The following is a 13,906-nucleotide window of genomic DNA, read 5'->3' on the forward strand; positions in this document are numbered from 1 at the left end:
GCAGGGCGTACGCCGTACGTCCGGCTCAGGCCGTGTCTGGTACTCCCCCGCCTAATGCGCGGGATTACCAGACACGACCTAGGCGTCGTAGTCGTCGATCAGCGGGACGCGAACCTCGATCACCAGGCCGCCGCCGATCGGCGGACGGGCGACCACGCGGCCGCCGACCCGGGCCGCCTCGGAGCGGACGATCGCCAGCCCCAGGCCGGTGCCCGGCATCTCCCGGTGGTGCGCACTGCGCCAGAACCGCTCGCCGACCTTCTTCAGGTCCCGCGAGCCGAGGCCGAGCCCGTGGTCGCGGACCGACAGCACCACTTCGGTGCCGTCCCGCGTCACCGACACCTCGACCGGCGGAGCACCGTACTTGGAGGCGTTGTCGAGCAGTACGTCGAGGATGTCGTCCACCTCGAGCTCCGGGCCCACACCGCCCGGCACCATCTCGCCGATGATCAGTTCCATGTCGTCGGCGGCGTACACGGCCTTCCAGCCGACCAGCCGCTCCTTCACCGCCTGGGCCAGGTCCAGCGGCTCTTCGTTGTTGCCCTCGGCATCGGCTCCGGGGCGGTCCGAGCCGGCCAGCCGGGACAGCCGCTGGACGATCCGGCCGAGCCGGTCGATGTCGCTGAGCGCGAACCGCGCGGTCGGCGACAGCCGGGACAGGCCCTCGATGTGGATCCGCGCCGAGGTCAGCGGCGTCCGGAGCTGGTGCGAGGCGTCGGCGACGAACTCCCGCTCACGCTGACGGGCCTGGTGCAGGCTGAGCGCCATCGAGTTGAAGCTGTCGCCGAGGCGGCGCAGCTCCGGTGCGCGTCCGTCGGTGGACACCCGGGTGTCCAGTGCGCCTCGGGTGATCTGGTGAGTGGCATTGTCCAGGTCGCCGAGCGGCCGCAGCACCCAGCGGGTGATCGGCCGGACGATGCCGATGATGATCGCGCCGATGCTGATCAGCAGTCCGCCGAGGAGCAGCAGCAGACCCCGCTGCACCTGGTCGCGGGCTTCCTCGGTCGGGACCCGCAGGACCGCCGCGCCGAGCACGCTGCCGTTGTTGACGACCGGACGGGCCACCACCATCTCGCCGGACCGCCACGGCCACAGGGCCGGCGGCTCAGGTGGCAGGCGGCCGGCCAGCGTGCTGTGCAGGGCGGCCTGGAGGTCAGGCTCGTCCACGTCGACGCCGGAGACCGAGGTCGCCACGACGCGTGAGTCGACGTCGACGACGAACACCGGGGTGTTGTAGAGCTCCTGATAGCGGACCGCCATCTCGCGCAGGTTGGCGATGTCCCCGGACTGCAGCGGCGCCTCGGCCATGGCGGCGAACCAGTCCGCGTCGTTGCTGCGGGACAGGAAGAGGGTGCGCGACGTACTCGTGGCGATGTAGTTGGCCAGCGGTACGACGGCCACGATGGCCAGTGCGACGACCATCGGAACAAGGGACTGCAGCAGTCGACGGCGCAACGGTCAGTCCGAACCCAGGCGGTAGCCGACGCCGCGGATGGTCTGCACGAGCTCGGGCCGGCCGAGCTTGGCGCGCAGGCTCGCCACGTGCACGTCCATCGTGCGCGACGAGGCTTCGAAGACGGACTGCCAGGCGTACAGGGCGACCTGTTCGCGCGGCACCACCCGGCCGTGGTGGGCGGCCAGCACAGCTAGCACGTCGAACTCCTTGCGGGTCAGGCTGATCGGCTTGTCCGCGACCTGCACCGTCCGTGCCTCGATGTCCACGGTCAGGTCGCCGACGGTCACCCGGGGGCGGGGCTGCAAAAGGCCGGTACGACGAAGTACAGCATCGATGCGGGCCAGCAGCTCGGATATCGCGAACGGTTTGACCACATAGTCGTCCGCGCCGCTGCGCAACCCGCGAACACGGTCGGCCGCCTCACCGCGCGCGGTGACCGCGATCACCGGTACGTCGGACACCGTCCGGATCTGCCGGCACACGTTGATGCCGTCCCCGTCGGGCAACCCGAGGTCCAGCAGGACCAGGTCGCCGGGGTCCGCCGCGAGGGCGTCCGCGGCCGTCCGGACGTGCGTCACCATCAGGCCGTAGCGCCGCAACGCGGGTATCAGGGCATTGGCGATATCGAGATCGTCCTCGACCAGCAGAATCCGTACCGCGCCACTCATGCGGTGATCGTAGGCCAGGAGACGCTCATGTGTGTCAGATCTTGGTAAAGACGTAATCACGCGACTGCGTGCTGTGTTCGGCAACATTAGCCTTCCGAACACAGGAGGGAACCGGTAGATGACTGTCGGTATCGGTACGGGGGCCGGCTTGACCGCGCCCTCCGAGGAAGAACTGGCCGAGTACGAGCAGGAACGCCCGGCTCGGCGGCTCAGGCCTGCCCTCGACGTGGTGATTTCGGTCTGGTGCGCAATCGTCAGCGTCGGCGTGCTCTGGCAGGTGTTCTTCCCCTTACCACAGGGAACGCAGTTTTACCTGGTGATCTTTCTCGCAGCCGTTCTGCCGATCACGCTGCTCTGCTACCGGGGCTGGAAGGTCCCGGCGTTCCTCAACCCGTTCAAGAACCGGGCCACCGACGACCCCGGGATCACCGACTGGATCCTGGCCGTGGTCGCGCTGGTGGTCTGCGTCTACCCGCTGATCGACTTCGACGGTTATCTGGAACGGCGTCAGGCTCCGACGACTCTCGACATCCTGGCCGGCACCGTCCTGCTCATCCTGTTGCTCGAGGCCTGCCGTCGCACCACCGGCTGGGTGCTGCCGGTCTTCAGCCTGGTCTTCATCGCGTACGCGTACTACGGCGGCTACCTGCCCTACACGTGGTCCCTGGCGCACCAGGGCTTCAACTTCGACGCGATCATCGCGCAGTTCACGATGGGCACGGCCGGGTTCTACGGCACGCCGTTGGGCGTCGCGGCCAGCTACATCGTGCTGTTCACCATCTACGGCGCGGTGCTCGACTACTCCGGTGCCGGCAAGTTCTTCATCGACCTGTCCTTCGCCGCCTTCAAGCGCAGCCGGACCGCGCCTGGCCGCACGGTCACCTTGGCCGGCTTCCTGCTGGGCAGCGTGTCCGGCTCGGGTACGGCGACGGCGGTGTCGCTCGGCACGGTGTCGTGGCCGATCCTGCGCCGGGCCGGATACCCGCCCGAACCGGCAGGTGGAATGCTCGCCGCCGCCGGCATCGGCGCGATCCTGTCGCCGCCGACCCTGGGCGCGGCCGCGTTCATCATCGCCGAGTTCCTGCGGGTCTCCTACCTGACCGTGCTCGGGTACGCCGTCATCCCCACGATCCTGTACTACCTGGGCATCCTGCTCGCGATCGAGATCGACGCCCGCCGGCACGGCACCACGTCGGCCGAGATCTCGCAGCAGTCGGCGCTGCGGCTGCTGCTGCGGTTCGGGTACCACTTCCTCTCGCTGTTCGTGATCATCGGCTTCATGGCGGTCGACGTACCGCCGTTCAAGGCCGTGGTCTACGCCGTGATCATCCAGTTCGGGTTGTCGTTCCTGGACCGCGAGCACCGGCTGACGGCCCCGCGGCTGTTCAAAGCGCTTGCCCAGGGCACCCGTTCGGTGCTGCCGGTGGCGGCGACCTGTGCGACCGCCGGCATCATCGTCGCGGTCACCACGCAGACCGGACTCGGGCTGAACCTGGCCGAGATCATCGTCAGTGCTGCGCACGGCCTGACCGAGAACCACACCGTCGTACTGTCCCTCACCGTGCTGCTGTCGGCGATCGCCGTCCTGATCCTGGGCCTGGCGGTGCCGGTGACGGCGTCGTTCATCATCGCCGCGGTGATCATCGCGCCGGCGTTGACGCAGCTCGGGGTGACGCAGCCCGAGGCGTACATGTTCATCTTCTACTACGCCGTACTGTCCGAGGTGTCGCCGCCGACCGCACTGGCCGCGGTCGCGACGTCGGCCATCACCGGCGGCAAGGTGATCCCGACGATGTGGCAGGCGTGGAAGTACACGCTGCCGGCCTTCCTGGTGCCGTTCGCGTTCGTGCTGACCGACAACGGTGCACACCTGCTCGGTCAGGGATCGTTCGTCGGCATGCTGTGGACGCTGGCCGTGTCGATGCTCGCCGTCGCCGCTCTCGCGGTGGTGACCGGTGGCTGGATCGTGGTGGCCACGAGTTGGGCCGAGCGCTTGCTGTGTGTCCCGGCGGCCGTACTGCTGCTTTACCTCGCGCCCGTAACCATCACGGCCGGAATCGGTTTGCTACTTGTTGCCGTCGTCATCAACCTGGTCCGGCGGCAACGCCAGGCCGCCGCCGCCCCGAAGGAAGGATCCGTCCCCTCATGAGACTCCGTCGCCTGCCCACCGCCGCGGTGGCGTTCGCTGCTGTCTTCTCGCTGGTTGCCTGTGGCGGGCAGCGCGAACCGACCGGCTCCGGTACGGCGGCCGGCGGCCGGCTGACGATCGCCACCGGCAACACGACCGGCGTGTACTACCAGTTGGGCGGCGCGCTGGCCTCGGTGATCTCGCAGAAGATGTCCGGGTACCGGGCGACCGCCAGTGAGACCGGCGCCTCGGTGCAGAACGTGCAGGGCCTGGTGGCCGGCAACTACGACATCGCGTTCTCGCTCGGCGACACCGCGGCCGACGCGGTGAAGGGCGAGAACAGCTTCAAGTCCAAGCAGGACGTGGTCGCCCTGACCCGGCTCTACAACAACTACACGCAGGTCGCGGTCCGTACGTCGGCCGGGATCAACTCGATTGCGGACCTGAAGGGCAAGCGGGTCTCCACCGGTTCGCCGAACTCCGGCACCGAGGTGATCGCCCGCCGGCTGCTCGAGGCCGCCGGTCTGGACCCGGCCAAGGACGTCACCGCGCAGCGGCTCGGCCTGCCCGAGTCGGTGGACGCGATGAAGTCCGGCACGATCGACGCATTGGTCTGGTCCGGTGGCCTGCCGACCGGCGGCATCACCGACCTGACCACGAGCATGGGCAAGGGCGTGAAGCTGATCCCGATCGTCGACCTGCTGCCGAAGATGCAGGACAAGTACGGTCCGGTCTACAGTCAGGCCCCGATCCCGGCGGCGACGTACAAGCAGCCGGCCGACGTGGCGACGATCATCGTGCCGAACGTGCTGCTGGTCCGCACGGACATGAAGGACGAGTTGGCCGAGCAGCTGACCAAGGTGCTGTACGACAACAAGGACGCCCTGGTCGCGGTGAACGCGGCGGCCAAGGACATCACGCTCGACAACGCCGAGAAGACCGACCCGGTGCCGCTGCACCCCGGCGCGAAGAAGGCGATCGACGGACTGAAGTAGTCCCCTGACCGCCCTCCCCCGCACACCAGGCGCAGCGGGGGAGGGTGTTGGGACCCACCTCCACACACCAGGCGCAGTGGAGGCGGGACCCGCCGGCTCCCACAACCAGGCGCAGTGAGAGCAGGCAGACCGGGCCCGGCCCTCGGAGGCATCCGAGGACCCGGGCCCGGTCACTTTGCTTCTAGTGCTGCTCTTCCCGGTCCTCCGGCATCGCGGTGCCGTAGAGGTAGTGGGACAGGGCGGAATCGCGTTTCGGATGCACGTGGTACTTGGTCGGGACGACGCGCCCTTCGGCGCTGTCCCAGGCGTTGTCGGCCACTCGCCACATGCGGTGCACCATGCGGCCCGCCATGCCGGTGTGCGGCGAGTACGGATGCGCCCGCGTCGGCGCGACCTCCTCGGCTTCCAGGAGCTCCTCGGTCAGCGTGTTCACGTGCGAGTCGTCCAGCTGCTCGCAGATCTGCTGGGTGTACGACGTCTCCAGCCGCTCGTGTTCGGCGAGCAGCCGGTCGACGGCCGTCCACACCTCCAGGTCGGTCAGGTTCTGCACCCGGCTGTCGCCGTACTGGCGTCCTTTCAGGAAGCGCAGTGACCGCTCCAGCTCCTTCGCGTTGCCGACGTACCTGGTGACCAGGCTGCTGCCGTCGGGGAGCCGGCGTACGTGTGGGAGGAGGACGTCTTCGGCGGCGGCCAGGTGCTGCGCGGCGATGGCGTAAAACCAGTCCGTCTGATGTCTGCGCTCGGGGTGCGCGGCGCCCGGGTGGTGAGCCGGCGCAGCCAGCTCACGGATCCGGGCATGTTCGTAGGTCAAGGCCAGTTCGAGCGTCGAAGCGGTCATGACAACCACCTCCAGGAGGGTTCTCCTCCAGCCTGTGCCCAACCCCGGGTGACCGCAACCACCCGACCCCGTACCGTAACCTCCCGGCCGGTTCTAGCTGTCCGAGCTCTTCTTCCACAGGTTGATGCCGGCCTCGACCGCGTCGGCGTCGATGGCCTCGAGCTCCTCCGGGCTGAACTTCAGATTCCGGACGGCCGCCAGATTGTCCTCGAGCTGGGCGACGCTGGAGGCGCCGATCAGCGCGCTGGTGACGCGGTCGTCGCGCAGCGTCCAGGCCAGCGCCAGTTGGGCGACGGACTGGCCGCGGTCCTTGGCGATCTCGTTCAGCGCGCGGACGTGCTTCAGGGTGTCCTCGGTGAGCGAGTCCGGGTTCAGCGACTTGCCCTGCGCGGCACGGGAGTCGGCCGGGACGCCGTTCAGATAGCGGTCGGTGAGCACGCCCTGCGCCAGCGGCGAGAACGCGATCACGCCGACGCCCAGCTCACCGACGGCGTCGAGCAGGTCCTCCTCGATCCAGCGGTTCAGCATCGAGTACGACGGCTGGTGGATCAGCAGCGGTGTGCCCAGCTCCTGCAGGATCCGCGCCGCCTCCCGGGTCCGGTCCGCCGAGTACGACGAGATGCCGGCGTACAGCGCCTTGCCCGAACGCACCGCGGCGTCCAGCGCGCCCATCGTCTCCTCGAGCGGGGTGTCCGGGTCGAACCGGTGCGAGTAGAAGATGTCGACGTAGTCCACGCCCATCCGGGCCAGCGACTGGTCCAGCGAGGCGAGCAGGTACTTCCGCGAGCCGCCACCCTGGCCGTAAGGACCCGGCCACATGTCGTAACCGGCCTTGGTGGACAGGATCAGCTCGTCGCGGTACTTGGCGAAGTCCCGGGCGAAGTGCGTACCGAAGTTCGTCTCGGCCGAGCCGTACGGCGGGCCGTAGTTGTTCGCCAGGTCGAAGTGCGTCACGCCGAGGTCGAACGCCCGGCGCAGGATGTCGCGCTGGGTGGTGAACGGCTTGTCGTCGCCGAAGTTGTGCCACAGCCCCAGCGAGATCGCGGGCAGCTGTAAGCCGCTGCGTCCCGTCCGGCGGTAGGCCATCTGGTCGTCGTACCGGTCCTGGGCGGCTACGTAGTCAGTCACGAGACCCCAGTCTGCCGCATGTCGTGACAAGTGCAAACCCCTTGTTTTACAGCAGAAACCCCAGCACTGAGAGCCAGAACCCCGCCTTCTTGATCAGGTCAGGTCACGCCACGGCCCGGGTGGTCCGGCGGCGAAGAACCTGAGCAGCCCGAGCACCCGGCTGCCGGGTGGCGCGGTCCAGTGCCGCTGCCCTGGCCACGGGTCGGCGGTCAGCTTCCCCAGCCCCCAATCCAGGTGAAACCACAGCGCGGCCGCAGCCACCTCCTCCTCCCGTACCGCGTACTGGGTGTGGTGGACGTACTCCGGCAGGATCGCGGCGACATGCTCGAGCGGCAGCTTGGCGAAGTCCATGCCACGCGGGGCCCGGGCGGCATCACCCCAGTCGATCAGCGCCCGCAGCTCACCGTCGGGACCGGCCAGAAGGTTGTGCGAGGCAACATCTCCGTGGATCAGCACCTTGGTCTCGTTCCGGTCGAACCGGCCGGACAACCGGGTGAACCAGTCGCTCAGCCACTTCGCCGTCCCGAGGTCGATGGTCCCGCGCTCCGCCAGCCCGTCGACCGTCTGCCACGGATCGTCCCGGTCGTCCCGAGGCAGCCCGGGGATCCCGGTCTGCTCGTGCTCGTGCAGCCGGGCCAACTGCTCCGCCAATCCCGTCGGCGGTCCATCGGTCGGCTCGACCCCGTGCACCCGCTGCATCACGACGTACGGCGCATCGACGATCGCCCGACTGTCGTCGTACTCGACGATCGCCGGCGTCAGGACGCCCGCGGCCCGGGCGACCGGCACGACCGCGGCCTCCTTGCGCAGATCGCCCTCGAACCCCGGCCGCGACACCCGCAGGAACAACTCCTCGCCGAGCACGAAGCCGCGGTTGGCCACCCCGCCCGCGACCTCGACGATCTGCTCCGGCGCAGTCCCGTGCCGTCGCCCGATCTCGGCGATCCCCGGCTCATCGTGGTGATCTCCCACACGCACCTCCGTCGTGGTCCGGCGTCCGTCGTCTCGATCCTTCAGCCGGTGCGCCACGGCGTCCACCGGATTTGATGTACTGCGAGCGTGCGAGTCGACCTGGATCCGGAAACCGTCGGACGGCGCGAGTTCTACGCGATGCTGAACTCGATCGTCGTACCGCGCCCGATCGCCTGGGTCTCGACCAGGTCCGCCGACGGTGTCCTCAACCTGGCGCCGCACTCGTTCTTCACCGTGGCGTGTGTGCAGCCGCCGATGGTCCAGTTCACCTCGGTCGGGCGCAAGGACAGCCTGAACAACGTCGAGGCGACCCGCGAGTTCGTGGTCAACTTCGCCGCCGAGCCCTTGTTCGAGCAGGTCAACGCCACCGGCACCAACTTCCCGCCCGAGATCAACGAGTTCGAAGCCGTTGGTCTGACCACCGAACCCGCCCGCACAGTCGCTGTCCCCCGCGTCGCGGAGTCACCGGTCGCCATCGAGTGCACACTGCACACCACCCTCGAACTGGGTGACTCCACCGTGGTGATCGGTCAGGTCCGCCACCTCGCCATCGACGAGGCCGTGATGGTCGACGAACGCCCCGACATCCACCTCCTTCGTCCGTTGGCCCGCCTCGGCAAGGACGAGTGGTCCACCCTCGGCGAGGTCCGCTCCATCACCCGCATCCGCCACTCCGACTGGCCCGGCCACTTCAAGCCCCCCACTGCCTGACAGCGGGGGAGGTCCTACCGGGGTGGCGGTGTGATCGGGGTGATGGGGCGTTTGAGCGGCGTGGCCGGGACGGTCATCGGGGCCGCAATGACCGGCTGGCCCTGCGTCACGAGGATGGCATCGGTTCGGTAGTGGGCTCTCAGCTTCTCTTGGTCCGATGAGTCGCCCGACGTCGTCATCACCTCGACGCCGGAGCCGTCCGGTTTCGGCCCCGCACCGTTGACCGCGACACCACGCTCACCCCAGTAACCGATGTCACCGATCACCCGATCCCTCAGGTCCGCCATCTCGCGCTGGCTCATCCGCGCATCGCGTAGCTCCACGGTGACGCCCTTCACCTTCTCGCGCACCCGAGCGTCGAGAGCGGCATCAGGTTTCCGGTACACGATCACGACGCGCTTGTCGTGATCGAGCACCAGGCCGGCGAACGAAGCGGCGAAGTCCTGGAGCAGCAACGGATTCAGCACCTCCGCGGCAGCCATCACGGCAGGGTCGTTGCCGGACGGCACCGGCGACGCATACGGAATCGCAGGCAAGCCACCTGCAGCCTCATCCCCGCAGCCGGCCACGACGCCGGCACCAACCACAGCCGCAACGACCACGGCGACCGATCCCAGCCGAACTCTGCGCATCCACCTCACCTCACCCTGAGGACGCCCGGGCGGCCCCCGGCGTGGCACTCAGGTCGGTGGAGATTCTCGAGCGGCCAGCTGCTGCGTGAGTGACTGGAGCTGCGAGGAGAGCCGTAGCGGTGTGTGGTCGGGGGAGGGAGTGGTGGCGGGATGCCAGGTCCACGGGGTGTCGGTGGTCCGGGTGACCAAGTGGACGTCGGGTGACAGAGGACCCGGGTCGTGGCTGTGGGAGCGGGCGCTCAGGTTCAGCATCAGGCCCAGGGCGGGGATGACCGAGAGGTCATCGATGACATGGATCAGCAGGAGGTCCCGAGAGGGAACCGCCGCGAGTACGCCGTAGGAAGGGGTCTCGGTGTGGAGCGATTCCCGGAGCACTGTGTCGAGGACCAGGGCCCGAGAGGCGGCGTACGGGGAACCGGTGACTGCGGCGATCCGGAGGTCGTCCTGGGTCAGGTATTCGACGTGATCGGTGATCCGACGCAAGTTGATCAGGCCGTGTCGTTCGGCCTCGGACCAGGTGAGACCGAAGTCGGTGGGGTCCAGGTACATGGTGACCACACCGTCCTCCGTGGTCGACGGAACGGACAGCAACCCGGGAAGGAAGTCGGGACGCCCGGAGGTCCATTCGGTGGGCAGTGCGTCGCGGGGGACGAGACGCTGGATCAGGTCCCGCTCGGGATCGGTCGGTGGTTCTGGCGGGCCTTCGCGGAGCCGTTCCCGGAGTTGGACGAAGTGCTCCTCGACCAGGGCCGGCCAGCGGTCCTCGTCGTACCGGGCGATGACGCGGGCCAGGTTGCTCAGGCCGAGGACCGGGCCGGCTGCGGACGGCTCGACCGGGACGAGGGCGGCGCCGCCCTCGTACGCGACGTCGAGACCGAGTCGGGCCGCGGTGGACAGGCCGAGGCTGATCAACCGCGCGGCCTGGCCGCGGGTCAGGGGAGTCAGGACCGGATCGGGCCGGTCGGAGTGGTTGCCTTGGGCATGGTCGGTGCAGGTGTCGATGGTCATCGGGACCACCTCCTCGCCCAGAGAAAGTACGAGGATCGGCACCCGTCGCGGCCGGTGATTCCGAACCTGTGGACAACCCGCCCGGGATAGTCTGCGCAGACCCGCCAGAAGGCCCCACCCAGAAGGAGTCGGCATGTCCAGCACCCCGTCGTCCCGGCCGACGTCGGTGACGCGGTTGTCGTTGTCGCACATCACCGCGCAGAACGAGACCAACCTGCTGGGGACAGTGCACGGTGGCGTGATCATGACTCTGGTCGACTCGGTCGCCGGCGTGGTCGCGGCCCGGCACTCCGGCGGCGCGGCGGTCACCGCGTCGATGGACGAGATGGTGTTCCTGGTGCCGGTCCGGGTCGGTGACGTCATCCACCTGAGCGGCCAGGTCAACTGGACCGGCCGGAGCTCGATGGAGGTCGGCGTCCGGATCACCGCGGACCGGTGGGACGCCGTCGGACCGGAGGTGCACGTCGCCTCGGCGTACCTGGTGTTCGTCGCGGTCGACGAGCACGGCAAGCCTCGCGAGGTCCCACAGGTGATTGCCGAGACCGACGAGGAGCGGCGGCGGCTTCGGGAGGCGGAGATCCGGCGGCACCACCGGCTGGCGCGCCGCGCGGCGATTATCGAGTCCCGCAAGATGGGGGAGGCCGGGACATGACTGTCGTCGGGAGTGCGCGGCGGCACCCGTCCGCAGTTCTGCTCGTGGTGCAGTTGCTCGGAGTGCTGGTCTATCCGGCGATGGAGGGATCCCGGGGCGGACGGGTCGCGTTCGAGATCCTCGGGATCGTCGTACTGGCACTCGCCGTGTTCTCGGTGCGGGCCACGCCGGGGCTGACCTGGGTCAGCATCTGTCTGGGCATCCCAGCCGTCGCACTGTCACTGGTCGACGCAGTCAACCCGACCGAGCCGGTGATCGCGATCTCCGGCGTACTACACGCCGCCTTCTACTTCTACGCGGCGTACAGCCTGCTCCGCTACATGCTGTCCGACCATGACGTGAGCGCCGACGAGCTGTACGCCACCGGTGCCACGTTCACCTTGGTGGCTTGGGGTTTCGCCTACCTTTACGTGGTCGTGCAGGCTCTCGTGCCCGGCAGCTTCACCGCAGCCGTTGACCCGGCCAGCGATCGCACCTGGATGGAGCTGCTGTTCCTCAGCTTCACCACGCTCTCGAGCACGGGGCTGAGCGACATCATCCCCATCACGTCCTGGGGCAGGTCGGTGGTGATGCTCGAGCAGCTCGCCGGGCTCGGGTACGTCGCCATGGTGGTGTCCCGCCTGGTCGGTCTGACCATCATGAGACGGAGCAACAGTTAGATCCGCGGCCACGTGGCCAGCATGTCGGCGGCCGCGCGGCTCGCCACCTGGGGCGCATCGTCCATCGCCGCCACCCGGTAGCTCACCAGTGCGCCCTCGTGCAGCAGGAGCAGACGATCCGCGAGCTCATCCGCGTCCGCAAGCCCTGCCAGCTCCGCCTGTGCCTTGAACTCGGACCGCATCCACTGCTTCTGCCCGACGATCACCGGCATCGCGGGATGGTCCGGCGCGGCCAGCTCGACGCTCGCGTTGATGAACCCGCAACCGTTCCGCGACCCCGCCACCCAGTCGGTCAGAGCCCCGAACAACGCCAGGATGACCTCCTCCGGCGTACCGGGGTTGCGCGCTTCCAGTTGCTCGTCGAGGAACGCGTGCCAGACCCGGTTCCGCCGGTCCAGGTACGCCGCGATCAGCCGATCCTTCGACCCGAACCGGTCGTACAGCGTCTTCTTGGTCACGTCGGCGGCCGCGGCGATCGTGTCCACGCCGACCGTCCGGATCCCCTGCTCGTAGAACAGCGTCGACGCCGCGGCCAGGATCCGCTCCCCGGCCGGCGTCAGCCGGGCCTCCTCGGACAGCCCGCGATCCACCCGCAGTCTCATCTCCTGAGCTAGCACACTGACAGTATACCGACCTGTATGTTTACCGTGTCCTCATGACCACACAGGCCCTTCCGGTACGACGTCTGCCCGCGGTGACTGTGATCGCGGGCGCCGGGTTCGTCGTGTTCTGGAGCTCGGGGTTCATCGGCGCCCGGTGGGGGACGCAGTACACGACCGCCTTCGACCTGCTTGCCTGGCGCTATGTGGTCGCGGGCGCGCTGGCTCTGGTGATCCTCGCCATCCGCCGCCCGCGAGTCACCAAGCGGGACCTGGTGACCCAGGTGTGGATGGCTGTCCTCACCCAGTTCGTCTATCTGGGCCTCATCTTCACCGGGATCGACCATGGCATCAGCGCGGGCGTCACGGCCCTCATCGGGTCGCTGCAACCGATCCTGATCGCCACAGTCGCCGGACCGTTGCTGAGCGAACCCGTCGATCGACGTCAGTGGATCGGTCTGGCTCTCGGCCTCGCCGGAGTGGCTCTCGTCGTCGCGGACGACCTCCACGCCGGCCACCTCTCACCGCTGCTCTTCCTGGTGCCATTCGGGGGCGTGCTCGGCATGGTCGCCGGCACGTGTCTGGAACGCCGCCGCAAGCCCAGCACCAGTTCGCTCGACGCACTCTGCATCCAGAGCCTCGTTTCCACCGTGCTGTTCGTCGCGCTGGCCGCGACCACCGGCCAGCTGACGGTTCCGAACGAGCCGGGCTTCTACGGTGCTGTCTTCTGGTTGGTGCTGCTGGCAACGGGCGGCGGCTGGGGTCTGTACCTGGTCAACCTGAAGCTGTCCGGTGCCACTCGGATCAGCAGTCTGCTGTACCTCGTGCCGCCGACCACGATGGTGACGGCCTTCCTGATGTTCGACGAGACGATCGGTGCGCTGGCGGTGGTCGGCATGCTGGTCTGTGCGGCCGCCGTACTGCTGATCAGGCTCAACGAGCATGACGGAGCCGTACTGGCTACGCTGCGGGGATGGCGGAACCCCGGTGGCTGAACCAGACAGAGCAGCAGGCATGGCGAGCGTTCATCGCGGCCCAGCGCGTGGTGAACACCCGGATCGAGCAGCAGCTGCAACGCGATGCCGGAATCCCGCACACCTACTACGAGATCCTGGTCCGGTTGTCCGACGCGCCTGACGGCCGGCTGCGGATGAGTGAGCTCGCCGTCGCCACCCTTGGTTCACGCAGCCGCCTGTCGCATGCGGTGAACCGGCTGGAGCAGACCGGATGGGTACGGCGGGAGGCGATCGAGTCCGACCGTCGCGGCCAGGTGGCGATCATCACCGACCTCGGCCGGCAGAAGCTGGTCGAGACGGCACCCGGTCATGTGGAGGAAGTCCGCAAGTCGATCTTCGACGCGCTCAGCGAGGAGCAGGTCGAGCACCTCTACGACCTCTGCGTGACGCTGGTCCGGCACTCCGGCGACACAATCGACCGCGCCGCCTGGGAGCGACGCTGAC

General features: G+C 68.4%; 15 protein-coding genes. 7 read left to right on the forward strand and 8 right to left on the reverse strand.

The features are described from left to right. Positions 1-78: 78 nt before the first annotated feature. Positions 79-1,422, reverse strand: a complete 1,344-nt coding sequence (locus ACGFH6_RS33575) for a sensor histidine kinase (protein WP_393392019.1) — start codon at positions 1,420-1,422, stop codon at positions 79-81. Positions 1,423-1,458: 36 nt separating this feature from the next. Further along, on the reverse strand, positions 1,459-2,124 hold the full coding sequence (locus ACGFH6_RS33580) for a response regulator transcription factor (protein WP_012918592.1): 666 nt from the start codon (positions 2,122-2,124) through the stop codon (positions 1,459-1,461). Between the two features lie 118 nt (positions 2,125-2,242). Between ACGFH6_RS33580 and ACGFH6_RS33585 the strand changes: the two genes are divergently transcribed. Further along, a complete protein-coding gene (locus ACGFH6_RS33585; RefSeq protein ID WP_393392022.1) occupies positions 2,243-4,273 on the forward strand; it encodes a TRAP transporter permease in 2,031 nt (676 codons plus the stop codon). After that, positions 4,270-5,247, forward strand: a complete 978-nt coding sequence (locus tag ACGFH6_RS33590; protein ID WP_393392025.1) for a TAXI family TRAP transporter solute-binding subunit — start codon at positions 4,270-4,272, stop codon at positions 5,245-5,247. The genes ACGFH6_RS33585 and ACGFH6_RS33590 overlap by 4 nt, the downstream gene beginning before the upstream one ends. 181 nt (positions 5,248-5,428) lie before the next feature. Here ACGFH6_RS33590 and ACGFH6_RS33595 read toward each other — a convergent pair whose 3' ends face one another. The 3 genes from ACGFH6_RS33595 to ACGFH6_RS33605 form a co-directional block, all read right to left on the reverse strand. Next, positions 5,429-6,085: a hypothetical protein gene (locus ACGFH6_RS33595; protein ID WP_393392028.1), complete on the reverse strand. Its 657-nt coding sequence runs from the start codon at positions 6,083-6,085 to the stop codon at positions 5,429-5,431. Between the two features lie 93 nt (positions 6,086-6,178). Then, positions 6,179-7,213: an L-glyceraldehyde 3-phosphate reductase gene (gene mgrA / locus ACGFH6_RS33600; RefSeq protein WP_393392031.1), complete on the reverse strand. Its 1,035-nt coding sequence runs from the start codon at positions 7,211-7,213 to the stop codon at positions 6,179-6,181. A 93-nt stretch (positions 7,214-7,306) separates the two neighbouring features. Next, on the reverse strand, positions 7,307-8,251 hold the full coding sequence (locus ACGFH6_RS33605; RefSeq protein ID WP_393392034.1) for a phosphotransferase family protein: 945 nt from the start codon (positions 8,249-8,251) through the stop codon (positions 7,307-7,309). 21 nt (positions 8,252-8,272) lie between these two features. On the opposite strand from ACGFH6_RS33605, the gene ACGFH6_RS33610 reads away from it, so the two are divergent. After that, entirely contained in the window at positions 8,273-8,896 is a 624-nt protein-coding gene (locus tag ACGFH6_RS33610; RefSeq protein ID WP_393392036.1) for a flavin reductase family protein, read from the forward strand. Positions 8,897-8,910: 14 nt separating this feature from the next. On the opposite strand, the gene ACGFH6_RS33615 is transcribed toward ACGFH6_RS33610, so the two are convergent. Further along, a complete protein-coding gene (locus ACGFH6_RS33615) occupies positions 8,911-9,528 on the reverse strand; it encodes a hypothetical protein (RefSeq protein WP_393392038.1) in 618 nt (205 codons plus the stop codon). 48 nt (positions 9,529-9,576) lie between these two features. After that, positions 9,577-10,536 carry a hypothetical protein gene (locus tag ACGFH6_RS33620; protein ID WP_393392040.1) on the reverse strand — a complete coding sequence of 320 codons (960 nt, stop codon included), beginning with the start codon at positions 10,534-10,536 and terminating at the stop codon, positions 9,577-9,579. 133 nt (positions 10,537-10,669) lie between these two features. On the opposite strand from ACGFH6_RS33620, the gene ACGFH6_RS33625 reads away from it, so the two are divergent. Both ACGFH6_RS33625 and ACGFH6_RS33630 read left to right on the forward strand, forming a co-directional pair. After that, positions 10,670-11,188: an acyl-CoA thioesterase gene (locus ACGFH6_RS33625; protein WP_393392043.1), complete on the forward strand. Its 519-nt coding sequence runs from the start codon at positions 10,670-10,672 to the stop codon at positions 11,186-11,188. Beyond that, entirely contained in the window at positions 11,185-11,847 is a 663-nt protein-coding gene (locus ACGFH6_RS33630; RefSeq protein WP_393392048.1) for a potassium channel family protein, read from the forward strand. The genes ACGFH6_RS33625 and ACGFH6_RS33630 overlap by 4 nt, the downstream gene beginning before the upstream one ends. On the opposite strand, the gene ACGFH6_RS33635 is transcribed toward ACGFH6_RS33630, so the two are convergent. Further along, complete coding sequence (locus ACGFH6_RS33635; protein ID WP_393392051.1) at positions 11,844-12,449, reverse strand: TetR/AcrR family transcriptional regulator; 606 nt, start codon at positions 12,447-12,449, stop codon at positions 11,844-11,846. The genes ACGFH6_RS33630 and ACGFH6_RS33635 overlap by 4 nt on opposite strands. 53 nt (positions 12,450-12,502) lie before the next feature. Between ACGFH6_RS33635 and ACGFH6_RS33640 the strand changes: the two genes are divergently transcribed. Together ACGFH6_RS33640 and ACGFH6_RS33645 are read left to right on the forward strand one after the other, a co-directional pair. Next, a complete protein-coding gene (locus ACGFH6_RS33640) occupies positions 12,503-13,441 on the forward strand; it encodes a DMT family transporter (protein WP_393392054.1) in 939 nt (312 codons plus the stop codon). After that, positions 13,420-13,905 carry a MarR family winged helix-turn-helix transcriptional regulator gene (locus tag ACGFH6_RS33645; RefSeq protein WP_393392057.1) on the forward strand — a complete coding sequence of 162 codons (486 nt, stop codon included), beginning with the start codon at positions 13,420-13,422 and terminating at the stop codon, positions 13,903-13,905. The genes ACGFH6_RS33640 and ACGFH6_RS33645 overlap by 22 nt, the downstream gene beginning before the upstream one ends. The last annotated feature ends 1 nt before the right edge of the window (position 13,906 follow it).

Origin of the sequence: Kribbella sp. NPDC049227 (assembly GCF_043197265.1) — a bacterium.
In the GTDB taxonomy this organism is placed as follows: Bacteria; Actinomycetota; Actinomycetes; order Propionibacteriales; family Kribbellaceae; genus Kribbella.

Excerpts from the sequence above, each read along its gene's own strand:
- ACGFH6_RS33575 (WP_393392019.1), bottom strand. The coding sequence starts at position 1,422 with ATGGTCGTCGCACTGGCCATCGTGGCCGTCGTACCGCTGGCCAACTAC.
- ACGFH6_RS33580 (WP_012918592.1), bottom strand. The coding sequence starts at position 2,124 with ATGAGTGGCGCGGTACGGATTCTGCTGGTCGAGGACGATCTCGATATC.
- ACGFH6_RS33585 (WP_393392022.1), top strand. The coding sequence starts at position 2,243 with ATGACTGTCGGTATCGGTACGGGGGCCGGCTTGACCGCGCCCTCCGAG.
- ACGFH6_RS33590 (WP_393392025.1), top strand. The coding sequence starts at position 4,270 with ATGAGACTCCGTCGCCTGCCCACCGCCGCGGTGGCGTTCGCTGCTGTC.
- ACGFH6_RS33595 (WP_393392028.1), bottom strand. The coding sequence starts at position 6,085 with ATGACCGCTTCGACGCTCGAACTGGCCTTGACCTACGAACATGCCCGG.
- ACGFH6_RS33615 (WP_393392038.1), bottom strand. The coding sequence starts at position 9,528 with ATGCGCAGAGTTCGGCTGGGATCGGTCGCCGTGGTCGTTGCGGCTGTG.
- ACGFH6_RS33620 (WP_393392040.1), bottom strand. The coding sequence starts at position 10,536 with ATGACCATCGACACCTGCACCGACCATGCCCAAGGCAACCACTCCGAC.
- ACGFH6_RS33625 (WP_393392043.1), top strand. The coding sequence starts at position 10,670 with ATGTCCAGCACCCCGTCGTCCCGGCCGACGTCGGTGACGCGGTTGTCG.
- ACGFH6_RS33630 (WP_393392048.1), top strand. The coding sequence starts at position 11,185 with ATGACTGTCGTCGGGAGTGCGCGGCGGCACCCGTCCGCAGTTCTGCTC.
- ACGFH6_RS33635 (WP_393392051.1), bottom strand. The coding sequence starts at position 12,449 with ATGAGACTGCGGGTGGATCGCGGGCTGTCCGAGGAGGCCCGGCTGACG.
- ACGFH6_RS33640 (WP_393392054.1), top strand. The coding sequence starts at position 12,503 with ATGACCACACAGGCCCTTCCGGTACGACGTCTGCCCGCGGTGACTGTG.
- ACGFH6_RS33645 (WP_393392057.1), top strand. The coding sequence starts at position 13,420 with ATGGCGGAACCCCGGTGGCTGAACCAGACAGAGCAGCAGGCATGGCGA.